Genomic DNA, 11,864 nt, shown 5'->3' with positions numbered 1-11,864 from the left:
CGGGTTTCGTTGCTGTCATGCCCGGGCACCGGCCGCGATCGTCGCCTGGTCCACATCCTCTGGAGCATCGACGCTGAGGGAATCGACCAGGGCATCCGATTCCTCGTTGCGCCATGGCCGAATGACACCCATGAGGCAGTAGACCACGATGGAGGCGAGAATCGGAGCAGCGACGGAAACAGCCTGGGAAAGGTCACCCAGCGAGGCCATTTGCGCTGTGAGTACGTACTTGTTGACAGCGAACACGATCAAACCGGCGGCCCACGAGAACAGCGCAGCTGACGGGCCGCAGCGCTTGAATGGGGGAAGCATGCCCAGCAGCATCGGAATGGCGATCGGTCCCACCAGGGCGCCGAACCACAGGATCAGAAGGCCCAGGACGCCGCCGAAGGAATTCGCGGACAGGGCGATCACCATCGAAAGTCCGATGAACAGGAACGTGGAGAGACGGCCTGCCGCCAGTTCGGTCTTCGAGGCAAGCGGCTGCCTAGACCCCCGCAGCGCCGGAATAATGTCACGCGTGATCACTGCGGAGATTGCATTTGCGTCCGATGATGTCATGGCCATGGTGTGCGAGAACATGCCGGCCAGAACCAGCCCGACCAGACCCGCAGGCAGCAACATCTGAGCCACCAGCGCGTAGGACTGCTCCGGCTGCGCCAAATTGGGCACAAGCAACGGGGCTGCCCACATGGGGAAGAACAGGACCAGCGGCCACACCAGGTAGAGTCCGCCCGAGAGGAGGGTCGACTTCCGGGCCGAAGATCCGGTGGGTGCGGCGATGAACCGCTGGGCCAGGTTCCAAGTGCCTCCGTTGTAGGAAACCGTGCTGATGACGATGTACGCCAGGAAGAATCCCATGGTCAGGGTTCCGCCGAACGGTGCGGAATGGGAAGGCGGCAGCTGCTCCCACATACCGAAGATTGAGGATATGCCGCCGAGCTTCGCCATCGTGGCAACCAGCAGGGCGATGGCCGCCACGAACTGAATGACAAACTGGCCAAAGTCGGTCAGTGCGTCTGCCCAGAGGCCGCCAATAGTGGAGTAAACCATGGTCACGCCGCCCACCAGGACGATCCCGACAGGCAGGGGTACTCCGGCGAACGTTTCGAGCAGGATGGCACTGGCTGCCCATTTTGCGGCAACATCAAAGACCTTCAACGCGGTGCCCGACCATGCCAGAACCTGCTGGGCGGGGAGATTGTAGCGGGTGGTGAGATACTCCAGCGGCGAGATGATGCCCAGTCGCTGACGCAGCCGTGGCCACCGTGGCGCGAACAGGAATGATCCCACTACGCAGGCCACCGTGATGCTCAGCGCCCACCAGACGTAGACGGCAAATCCGGTTGTGTAGGCGAGCGCTGCGTACCCGACGAAGACGGCGGCGGAGTAGCCAGACATGTGATGCGAAATGCCGGCAAGCCACCACGGCATCTTGCCGCCGGCAGTAAAGAAATCGGCCGCGTTGTGGACCCTCCGCCGGGACCACCAGCCGATCCCCACCATCACAAGGAAGTATCCGGACAAAACGATCCAGTCGAGTGCGTGCATAGCTCTCTCCTTTGAAAGCAGGATTGGGAGGTGATGCAGACCACTCTTGCATGCAAACGTTTGCAGGACAATACCTTCCGCGGAACCAATTTTGTGCCCGGCCGTTAGGCACGTGCGTAAGAAATAAAGGCGGCAGCTGCAAGCGTTTGCAGCGGAAGCCCCCCAGTAGTGCTTAGTGCTTGCTCAACCACGGGACCGGACATTGATGCGTCGGAAAATTCCGACATATCCTTGTCCTGTGCTTCCTGATGTGTTCGGTGCTGTCTCCAACCCGGCAAGGCGCGTCATCCTCGACGAGCTCCGCCAGGGTCCCAGGACGGCGGGCGAACTCACCGGCCTGCTCGAGCTCAGCCGCTCGGCAGCGTCCGAACACCTGGCCGTCCTCCGCGAGGCCGGGCTGGTCCGGGAAGAACGGCACGGCCGCAACAGGCTGTACCACCTCCAGCCCGCGGGTCTCGAAGAGATCGGCGGCTGGGTGAAGCACTTTGAGCACTACTGGAACCGGCGCCTCGACGCGCTGGCCGACCTTCTGGACGAGGAGAAACCCTTATGACCGAGAACGCCATCAGGCTCGAACGCCGCTTCCCGCACCCCGCGGACGCCGTGTGGGCTGCGCTGACCACCCCCGAACTCCTGGCCCGCTGGTGGGCGCCGGGGGATATCGCCCCCGTGGTCGGCCACCGCTTCACCCTGGATATGGGCGCGTGGGGCCAGCAGCAATGCGAAGTCCTCACCGTGGACCCCGGCAAGTCCATCACCTTCCTGTTCTCCGAGGGCAACCTGGACACCACCATCACCTGGCGCCTAGAGCCCGTCGATGGCGGCACCGTCCTTCACCACGAACACGCCGGCTTCCGCCTCGATACGCCGATGGGTAAGCAGGCCATCGAGGGCATGGGCAACGGCTGGCCCGGCCTCCTGGCCCGGATCGACGAGGTCCTCGCCGGCGTCTCCTGACTTCTTCCCGAGGTCACCAAGCGGGCTTAGAATGGCCCTCCACGGCACGCTTGAACTGCAGCAGCTGATCCGGTCCGAGTACAAATTCCGTGTACAAATGGAAGGCCGGGCCGTGGATACTGACGACAACAAAAAGCTCGTGCGGCGCTTTTATGCCGAGATCGACGCCGGGAATATTGATGCCATGGATGAGCTGGTGGCTGAGGACTATCTTGACCACCACCCGCCATTCCCCGGCTTGCCGGCAGGCCGCGAAGGGCTGAAGCAGGCGTTCCGCATCTTCTCGACGGCGACCCCCGGCACCCATGAAATCGAGGACCAGGTCGCTGAAGGGGACAGGGTGGTCACCAGGCTGACCGCCACCGGCAGGCACGAGGGCGAACTCCCCGGGCCGCTCCCTCCCACAGGCGCCCAACTGCGGGAGACCGCAGTGGCAATCCATCGGATCCACAACGGAAAGATCGTGGAGCACTGGTCGGACCGGGACGACCTCGGGCTGATGCAGCAGCTCGGCGTGATCCAGCTGCCCGGAGGCTAGCCTCCTGTCACCCAGACGGGGGTCACCCAGCTGGGGATGACGACGGCGGGACGTCCCGCCGTCGGGCATCCAGGGCAGGCTCGAGCCGCTTAGAAGCCGAAGGGGCCAAACCGGGCGATAGCCACCCCCGCGGCAAGGATGGCCAGGACCACGTTGATAACGACATTCGGCGTCTCGTGGCGCCGGCCGTGGGTGATGGCCGCGCCTGCCATGAGCAGGACGAGCCCGACGGCGGCAGCCGGCACCAGCACGGTGGCTATGCCAAAGAGGGCCGGAAGGATGAGGCCCAGGGCGGCGAGGATCTCGAGGGCGCCGATGCGCTTGACCGTGGCGTCCGAGAAGTCCTCCACCCACCCTTGGCCGGCGGCCGCAAGCTTCGCCTTCGGCTGGGCGATTTTCATGGTTCCTGCCGCCAGGAAAGCTAGGGCGAGGATTGCGGTGATGATCCAGAGGGTGATGTTCACGATGTTCTTCCTTCGGGTTGGGAGGGCTTGATCGGGGCGGAGGGGGTCATGCGGCTGCCCCAGTGCTGCCGCCGGCGGCGAGTATGTCGCGGACCATCGGCACCACTTTGCTTCCGTAGAGTTCCACGGCTTTGAGGCGTGCGCTGATCGGCTGCGCTCCCGAGGTGAAGATGAGGTCGAAGCGGCCGACGTCCAGTGATGCCACCGCACCTGCGATTCTCCGGGCGACCGTCTCGGGCGAGCCGATGTACATCGAGCCGTGCTGGATTTCGGCCTCAAATTCTTCGCGCCGGACGGGGGGCCAGCCGCGGAGTGCTCCGATGCGGTCACGGACCACCTTGTAGTGGGGCCAGAAGATCTCTTTGGCTTCGCCATCGGTGTCGGCGATGAACCCGGGGGAGTGCATGCCTACCGGCCAGGCCGTTGTGTTGAACTCTGCGGCTGCCCGCTTGTAAAGGTCGATGAACGGCTTGAACCTCTCCGGCTGTCCGCCGATGATGGCGAGCATCAGGGGGAACCCGTATTTGGCCGTGCGGACCACCGACTGGGGTGTGCCGCCAACGCCCACCCACGTTTTCAGGCCACCCTCGGTCTTGGGGTAGACATCCGCCTCAACGAGCGGCGCACGCACCGTGCCCCGCCACGTCACGGGCTTCTCATCAAGAAGCTGCGCGAACAGTTCGATCTTCTGCTCAAAGAGCACGTCGTAGTCTTTGAGGTCATAACCGAAGAGCGGAAAAGACTCCGTGAAGGAACCCCGCCCCAGAATGACCTCGGCACGGCCGTTGGAGAGCGCATCCACGGTGGCGAAGCGCTGGAATACCCGGACAGGATCGTCGGAACTGAGCACGGTCACCCCGGACCCAAGGCGAATGCGTGAGGTGCGGCTGGCCATGCCGGCCAGGACTGTCTCCGGGGCCGACACCGAGTATTCCGGTCGGTGATGCTCACCGACCAGGAAGGCGTCCACGCCCAACTGATCGGCAAGAACGGCCTCATCCACCAGTTGCCGGATGGCACGAGCATGGCTTACCGGTCCACCCGCATCATCCGTGGGGACGTCGCCAAAGGTATCCAAACCAAAAATCACTTCGCTCACTGGGCCCGTCCTCTAATTGATGTGTCAATTACTTAATTGACGTGTCAATCATCAACCCGTAGGGTTGACATGTCAAGTAGAAAAAGGTGGTCATGGAGCACAGCAGCAAGGGCGCCCGGCAGAGTCCCACTCCGAACGAACTGGCCGTGTGGCGCGAGTACATCGAGACGGCCGAGGCGATGCGCCAGGCTTTGGCGGCGGGTCTGCAGTCCACGTCCGGTGTGTCCCCCGGCGACTATGCCGTGCTCCTGGCCCTCAGCGAGGCCCCGGAGCACAAGTTGCGTTCCTCAGTACTGGCCGAGGGGATTGGGTGGGAACGAAGCCGCCTGTCCCATCACCTGGGGCGGATGGAAAACAGGGGCCTCATCCGACGGCATAAATCGGGTAACGACAGCCGTGGCGCCGAGGTGGAATTGACCGAGGACGGGGCCCGGACTTTCCGTGCTTCCTCAGCGCCGCATCTCCGGCTGGTACGCCGGTTCTTTGTCGATGCCCTTGCCCCGGAAGACCTTGAAGCCATTGGGAGGGTTGCAACGAGTTTGCGCCGCCACCTGAAGGATCTCGCCCTGGAAGAGGAAAAGGGCTAATTCACGGCCGCCGGGGATGGCCAAGGCAATCCAGCGGACGACGGCGGGACGTTCCGCCGTCGTCGTCCGCTCACCTGAACCATGCCAACAGGCTGTCAGCCCAGCAGGTCGTCCTGGTAGCACCAGAGCCAGTCCTCGCCCGGCTCGATGCTCCGCATCACCGGGTGGCCGGTGGCGGCAAAGTGCCTGGATGCATGGGTTGCGGGCGAGGAATCACAGCATCCGACTTTGCCGCAGCCCAGGCACATCCGCAGGTGTACCGGCGTCGTACCTTCCAAGCGGCAGTCCGCGCAGAAGGGATCCTGGGGGACCTCTCGGGGCCGGGCCGACTCGAGGTGGCCGCACACTCCGCCGGGCCTGGCAATTCCTTCGCCGCCGCCCTCGCCGAACGTGTCCACCTCGTCCAGCGCCGCATCCAGCATGGATTCCTCAACGTCCAGCCGCTCCAGGACGTCACTGAGGACCTCCTGGGCGTACTCGCCGCCGCGCCGCAGATCCAGCACTTTGGCCCGTTCCGCCTCCAGCATGGCAAGCCGCAGCCTGGCGTAGCGTTCGCTGGGCGTCGCTGTTTCCGCCGAGGGCCGCCCCAGTCGTTCCCAGGCCGCCAGCCCGCGCTCCTGGGTGCGCCGTTTCAGCATGGCCACCACCTCCGGCGGATCGTCGTCCGTCCGCAGTTCCTGCAGCCGGGCCACCCCGGCGGCGGTGGCGAGCTGCATCAGCGATGCCTTGTTCAGCGCATCCTCGCGCTGGTCCGGGCCCTGCACCCTGAGGACGCGGACCAGCGCCGGGAGGGTGAAGCCCTGCAGCGTCAGCGTGCCGCCGACCACCACGAGGGCAGCGAGGATCAGCACCGAACGGTGCTCCAGGTCCTCGGGCAGCACCAGCACCGCCGCGAGGGTGACCACCCCCCGCATCCCGGCCCAGGAAACGATCGCCGGGAACTGCCAGGGCGGCGACGGATCGCTGCGCCGCACGGCCGGAATCAGGCGGGGCAGGTACGTCGCCGGGAACACCCACACCGGCCGGAGCACCAGCACCGCCAGCAGAATCACAGCGCAACCCGCCCAGATCCTTGCGGCACCAAGGGAATCGTCCTGGACGCCCTCGACGATCGTCCGCACCTGCAGCCCGATCAGCAGGAAAACCGAGTTCTCGAGCAGGAACTGCACGGTGTTCCAGTTGCTGCGCTGGCTCAGCCGGGCGGCACCGTTGGGCATCGAAGGCGCTTTGGTGCCCATCACGAGCCCTGTAACGACGACGGCGAGGACGCCCGAAGCGTGGATCGCTTCCGCCGGGAGGTATGCCACCAAGGGGGCCACCAGGGACGTGGAGGTGTTGATCGCGACGTTCCGGATGCGCTTGCGAAGCATAGTCAGGACGTAGGCAGCGGCGATGCCCACCACCAGCCCGCCGCCCACGGCGAGCAGGAAGTCCCCGGCGATCTCCGCCGCGGACACGGACCCCGCGATGGCGGCGATGGCGGCCCGGAGGCAAATCAATGCCGTGGCGTCATTGACCAGTGATTCGCCCTCCAGGATGGTGACAATCCTGCGCGGCATCCCCACCTTCCGGGCGATGGAGGTAGCAGCCACGGCATCCGGCGGTGCCAGGACCGCACCCAAGGCGAATGCGGCGGCCAGCGGAATCTCCGGGAACAGCCACCAGACCACCAGGCCCACCGTGATGGTCCCGAAGATGACGTAACCAACCGAGAGCAGTCCAATGGCCCGGCGGTTGGAGCGGAAATCGAACAGGGAAGTCCGCAGCGCCGCGGCATACAGCAGCGGCGGCAACAGTCCCACCAGGACCACTTCCGGGTTCAGTTCAATGTCCGGAACGAACGGGAGGAAGGAACCGATCACACCCGCCAGCACCAGCAGCAGCGGAACCGAAATGTTGAGTTTCCGGCTCAACGCGCTTCCGGCGCAGACCACCGCGACGAGAACCAGAAGTCCCAGTGCGATTTCCATTCGGCCATTGTCTCAGGCCCGAGGAGCGCAGGCACAGGAGGGGGCGGAGCCTCGCGGCACTTTGGTGAGACGGCGCCGGCGGCACGGCGCGCCGTCGTCCGTCCGCGAATGAAGCATCCCGGGTGCGGGTAGGATTTCAGACCTATCGGACGGTAATTTTGCATCCAGCCACCCAACCCTGTAAGGTGTGAGCCGTGTCACCCACCAGTGGCACATGCTTATGATCTGCGGCGGGAGAGTCCTGCCGGTACGTTCTGCAGGCGCCGTAGGAGCAAATCCTCCCCAGGAATCTCTCAGGCCCACGTACCGCCGCGGCAAGGCAACTCTGGAAAGCAGTCCGGGCAACCGGGCTCACCGACGGTGCAAGTGGCGTCCTGCGAAACGGCAGGGCAACGCAAAACTCTCAGGTCCAATACAGAGCGGGGAGGAACCCGAATCAACGTGGTGCTTAGGCGCCACCTGAATTATGGAGTTCCTCTTATGACGGTTCAATCGTCCCCCAGCACCTTCGCAGACCGCCATATCGGCGCGCGCCGCCAGTCGGACATCGACACCATGCTTAAGGCCGTCGGCTACGACAACCTTGACGGCCTGGTCGACAGCGCGGTCCCCGATTCCATCCGCCAGGACAAGCCCCTCACCCTCGAGAACGCCCTGAGCGAAGTCCAGGTCCTCGCCGAGCTCCGCAAGCTGGCGGGCAAGAACAAGATGGCCGTGCAGATGATCGGCCAGGGCTACTACGACACCGTGACCCCGCCGGTGATCCGCCGCAACATCCTCGAAGCCCCCGCCTGGTACACCGCCTACACCCCCTACCAGCCCGAAATCTCGCAGGGCCGGCTCGAGGCGCTGCTCAACTTCCAGACCATGGTCCAGGACCTCACCGCGCTCCCGGTGGCCAATGCCTCCCTCCTGGACGAAGCCACCGCCGTCGCCGAAGCCGTGCTCCTGATGCGCCGCGCCAACAAGAACAAGACGGCGAAGGACGGCAAGACCGTCCTCGACGCCGACCTCCTCCCGCAGACCATCGCCATTGTGCTGGGCCGCGCCGAAGCACTGGGCTTCGAGGTGGAAATCGCCGACCTCACCAACGGACTGCCCGACGGCGACGTCAACGGTGTGGTCCTCCAGCAGCCGGGCGTCTCCGGCCGGGTCTGGGACCAGTCGGCCGTCATCGCCGAAGCCAAGGACCGGGGTGCCCTGGTCACCGTCGCCGCCGACCTCCTGGCGCTCACCCTGATCACGCCGCCGGGCGAGCAGGGCGCGGACATCGCCGTCGGCTCCACCCAGCGTTTTGGCGTGCCGTTGTTCTTTGGGGGACCGCACGCCGCCTACATGGCCGTCCGCGACGGCATGGAACGGACCCTTCCCGGCCGCATCGTGGGCGTTTCCAAGGACAACGCCGGCGTCCCCGCCTACCGGCTTGCCCTCCAGACCCGCGAGCAGCACATCCGCCGAGAGAAGGCCACGTCCAACATCTGCACCGCGCAGGCACTGCTGGCCATCGTCTCGTCCTTCTACGCCGTTTACCACGGCCCTGACGGGCTGAAGGCGATCGCCGAAACCGTCCACAACAACGCCCGCGCCCTCGCCGCTACGCTGAAGATCGCCGGCCGCGAACTGGTGTCCGACACCTTCTTCGACACCATCACTGTCCGCGTACCCGGCAAGGCCGCCAAGGTGATCACCGCCGCCGAAGCCCGCGGCATCAACCTGCGCCTCATCGATGCGGACACAGTTGGCGTGTCAGTCGATGAAACCACGACGCCGGAGGTCCTCTCCGCAGTGGTCGTCGCCTTTGGCGCCGGTCCCGTTGTGGAGGCCGCCGGGTTCGAGCTGCCCGAGACGGTACTGCGCACCTCCACCTACCTGCAGCACCCGGTATTCAACACCCACCGCTCCGAAACCCAGCTCCTGCGCTACATCCGCCGCCTCTCGGACCGCGACCTGGCGCTGGACCGCACAATGATCCCGCTGGGCTCCTGCACTATGAAGCTCAACGCCACCGCCGAGATGGAAGCCATCTCCTGGCCGGAATTCGCGTCCATCCATCCGTTCGCGCCGGATTCCCAGACTGCCGGCTGGCGTGAACTCATTTCCGGACTCGAATCCGACCTTGCCGAAATCACCGGCTACGACCAGGTGTCCATCCAGCCCAATGCCGGCTCGCAGGGCGAGCTCGCCGGCCTGCTGGCAATCCGCGGCTACCACCACTCCCGCGGTGACCAGCAGCGCAACGTCTGCCTGATCCCGGCTTCGGCGCACGGCACCAACGCCGCTTCGGCTGTCCTCGCGGGCATGAAGGTTGTTGTGGTGGCTACCGCTGCCGACGGCACGATTGACCACGCCGACCTGCAGGCCAAGATCGAGGCCCACAAGGACGTCCTCTCGGCCATCATGATCACGTACCCCTCCACCCACGGTGTGTACGATTCCGACGTCCGCGAGGTGTGCGGCGCCACCCACGCAGCCGGCGGCCAGGTGTACGTTGACGGCGCGAACCTGAACGCCCTCGTTGGCCTCGCCCAGCCGGGCAAGTTCGGCGGCGACGTGTCCCACCTGAACCTGCACAAGACCTTCTGCATCCCGCACGGTGGTGGGGGACCGGGCGTCGGACCGGTTGCTGCTAAGGCACACCTCGCGCCGTTCATGCCGAGCGATGCCAACAAGGCCGCGCACGAGGCCGGGCACGGGGTTGCGATATCTGCTTCACGCTTCGGTTCCGCCGGCGTGCTGCCGATCTCGTGGGCGTACGTGAAGCTGATGGGCGGCCAGGGACTCACCGAAGCCACCAAGTCAGCTCTGCTCGCGGCAAACTACGTTGCGGCCCGGCTGGACGAGCACTTCCCGGTCCTCTACACCGGCGAGAGCGGTCTGGTTGCGCACGAGTGCATCCTGGACCTGCGCGAACTGACGGCCAAGACCGGCGTCACCGCCGAGGACGTAGCCAAGCGCCTGATCGACTTCGGCTTCCACGCCCCCACGCTGTCCTTCCCGGTCGCGGGCACCCTCATGGTGGAGCCCACCGAGTCCGAGGACCTCGCGGAGATCGACCGCTTCATCGAAGCCATGATCACCATCCGCCGGGAAATCGACCAGGTGGCCGCCGGCGACTTCGCCGTGGAGAACTCCCCGCTGCGGAATGCACCCCACACGGCAGCCGCCGTCGTTTCCTCCGACTGGAACCAGATGTACCCGCGCGAGCAGGCCGCCTTCCCCGTTTCCTCGCTGCGGCAGGACAAGTACTTCCCGCCGGTCGGCCGCATCGACGGCGCAGCAGGGGACCGCAACCTGGTCTGCTCCTGCCCGCCGCTCACCGAGTTCGAAAACTAAGGACTTCCGATGACTGAGAACTACACCGCGCTGTACGAGCAGCACAAAATTGCCGGCGCTTCCTTCACCGACTTCGGTGGCTGGCAGATGCCGCTGAAGTACAGCTCCGAACTGGCCGAACATCACGCCGTCCGCAACGCTGCCGGCCTGTTCGACCTCTCCCACATGGGCGAAGTCTGGGTCACTGGCCCCGACGCCGGAGCTTTCCTGGACTATGCCCTTGCCGGCAAGCTGTCCGCCGTGGCCGTGGGCAAGGCCAAATACTCGCTGATCTGCCAGGAAGACGGCGGCATCATCGACGACCTCATCTCCTACCGCCGGGGCGAACAGAAGTACCTCGTGGTCCCTAACGCCGGCAACGCTGCGGTGGTTGCCGCCGCATTGGCCGAACGGGCCGCCAACTTCGACGTCCGCGTGGAAGACGTGTCCGCTGAGACCTCCCTCATCGCAGTCCAGGGACCGAACGCCGAAGCCATCCTCCTGACGCTGGTCCCCGCCGAACAGCATGTGCTGGTGACCGAGCTGAAGTACTACGCGGCTGTCGAGGTGGAGATAAACGGGCAGGAACTGCTGCTGGCCCGCACCGGTTACACCGGCGAAGACGGCTTCGAGATCTACATTCCCAACGAGGATGCTGCCGGCCTGTGGGAGGCCCTGCTGGAAGTTGGTTCTGATCACGGGCTCATTCCCGCCGGGCTCGCGTGCCGCGACTCGCTCCGCCTCGAAGCGGGCATGCCGCTCTACGGCAACGAGCTTTCCCGCTCGGGCAACCCCTACGCCGCTGGCCTGGGCCCGGTTGTCTCGCTCAAGAAGGAATCGGACTTCGTGGGCAAGGCAGTGCTTGCCGAGCTCAAGGAATTGGGCGCCGGTTCCACCTCCGGCCGCAAGCTCGTGGGCCTCAAGGGCCTGGGCCGCCGCGCCGGACGCAGCCACTACCCGGTCCTCAAGGACGGCAACGCTGTAGGCGAGGTGACCTCCGGCCAGCCGAGCCCGACCCTCGGTTACCCGATCGCCCTGGCCTATGTCGACGTCGAACACTCAGAACCCGGCACCGCCCTGGACATCGACCTCCGCGGCAAGGCAGAGCCCTTCGAAGTCGTCGACCTCCCGTTCTACAAGCGCACCAAATAGGCTTCGGGTCGGCTTCGGACCGGCAGACCGGACTTTTCACGCGTGCTGCTCCTTCGTCGCTTTGACGCACGCTTTCGAAAAGCCCGGCTCCGCCGGCCCTCGAGGCTCGCTCACCCTTCGCGCGTTATCCGAACGCTCCATCACTTACCGCACGTTTTGAGCGAACGCCCCATCACTTACCGCACGTTTTGAGCGAACGCCCCATCACTTACCGCACGTTTTGAGCGAACGCGC

The 11,864-nt window shown here is 65.3% G+C and carries 10 protein-coding genes and 2 riboswitches; of the genes, 6 read left to right on the top strand and 4 right to left on the bottom strand.

Annotated features, from left to right (window positions below; genetic code table 11):
- Positions 1-15: 15 nt before the first annotated feature.
- Complete coding sequence (locus QFZ36_RS09730) at positions 16-1,551, bottom strand: sodium:solute symporter family protein (RefSeq protein WP_306635926.1); 1,536 nt, start codon at positions 1,549-1,551, stop codon at positions 16-18.
- A gap of 238 nt (positions 1,552-1,789) precedes the next feature.
- Between QFZ36_RS09730 and QFZ36_RS09725 the strand changes: the two genes are divergently transcribed.
- Genes QFZ36_RS09725 through QFZ36_RS09715 form a run of 3 tightly spaced genes read left to right on the top strand, consistent with a single transcriptional unit; the run spans position 1,790 to position 3,046 of the window.
- Complete coding sequence (locus QFZ36_RS09725) at positions 1,790-2,104, top strand: ArsR/SmtB family transcription factor (RefSeq protein ID WP_306635924.1); 315 nt, start codon at positions 1,790-1,792, stop codon at positions 2,102-2,104.
- The gene (locus tag QFZ36_RS09720) at positions 2,101-2,508 is read left to right on the top strand and encodes an SRPBCC family protein (RefSeq protein ID WP_306635922.1); all 408 of its coding nucleotides are present in this window, start codon (positions 2,101-2,103) and stop codon (positions 2,506-2,508) included. The genes QFZ36_RS09725 and QFZ36_RS09720 overlap by 4 nt, the downstream gene beginning before the upstream one ends.
- A gap of 31 nt (positions 2,509-2,539) precedes the next feature.
- A complete protein-coding gene (locus QFZ36_RS09715; RefSeq protein WP_306635921.1) occupies positions 2,540-3,046 on the top strand; it encodes an ester cyclase in 507 nt (168 codons plus the stop codon).
- Between the two features lie 89 nt (positions 3,047-3,135).
- On the opposite strand, the gene QFZ36_RS09710 is transcribed toward QFZ36_RS09715, so the two are convergent.
- On the bottom strand, positions 3,136-3,510 hold the full coding sequence (locus QFZ36_RS09710; RefSeq protein ID WP_306635920.1) for a DoxX family protein: 375 nt from the start codon (positions 3,508-3,510) through the stop codon (positions 3,136-3,138).
- Between the two features lie 46 nt (positions 3,511-3,556).
- Positions 3,557-4,609 (bottom strand): LLM class flavin-dependent oxidoreductase, encoded by a 1,053-nt coding sequence (locus QFZ36_RS09705; RefSeq protein ID WP_306635918.1) that lies wholly within the window; start codon positions 4,607-4,609, stop codon positions 3,557-3,559.
- Positions 4,610-4,701: 92 nt separating this feature from the next.
- Here QFZ36_RS09705 and QFZ36_RS09700 point away from each other — a divergent pair, with 92 nt between their 5' ends.
- Positions 4,702-5,196, top strand: a complete 495-nt coding sequence (locus QFZ36_RS09700; RefSeq protein ID WP_306635916.1) for a MarR family winged helix-turn-helix transcriptional regulator — start codon at positions 4,702-4,704, stop codon at positions 5,194-5,196.
- Positions 5,197-5,291: 95 nt separating this feature from the next.
- On the opposite strand, the gene QFZ36_RS09695 is transcribed toward QFZ36_RS09700, so the two are convergent.
- A complete protein-coding gene (locus QFZ36_RS09695) occupies positions 5,292-7,166 on the bottom strand; it encodes a Na+/H+ antiporter (protein ID WP_306635914.1) in 1,875 nt (624 codons plus the stop codon).
- Positions 7,167-7,387: 221 nt separating this feature from the next.
- A riboswitch (glycine riboswitch) is annotated at positions 7,388-7,485 on the top strand.
- Between the two features lies 1 nt (position 7,486).
- A riboswitch (glycine riboswitch) is annotated at positions 7,487-7,594 on the top strand.
- A gap of 52 nt (positions 7,595-7,646) precedes the next feature.
- Between QFZ36_RS09695 and gcvP the strand changes: the two genes are divergently transcribed.
- Together gcvP and gcvT are read left to right on the top strand one after the other, a co-directional pair.
- Positions 7,647-10,499 (top strand): aminomethyl-transferring glycine dehydrogenase, encoded by a 2,853-nt coding sequence (gene gcvP, locus QFZ36_RS09690; RefSeq protein ID WP_306635912.1) that lies wholly within the window; start codon positions 7,647-7,649, stop codon positions 10,497-10,499.
- Between the two features lie 9 nt (positions 10,500-10,508).
- Positions 10,509-11,630 carry a glycine cleavage system aminomethyltransferase GcvT gene (gene gcvT, locus QFZ36_RS09685; protein WP_306635910.1) on the top strand — a complete coding sequence of 374 codons (1,122 nt, stop codon included), beginning with the start codon at positions 10,509-10,511 and terminating at the stop codon, positions 11,628-11,630.
- The last annotated feature ends 234 nt before the right edge of the window (positions 11,631-11,864 follow it).

Origin of the sequence: Pseudarthrobacter siccitolerans, assembly GCF_030823375.1 — a bacterium.
In the GTDB taxonomy this organism is placed as follows: domain Bacteria; phylum Actinomycetota; class Actinomycetes; order Actinomycetales; family Micrococcaceae; genus Arthrobacter; species Arthrobacter siccitolerans_A.
The sequence above is the reverse complement of the archived record's forward strand: the minus strand, read 5'-3'. Positions and strand labels throughout refer to the sequence as shown.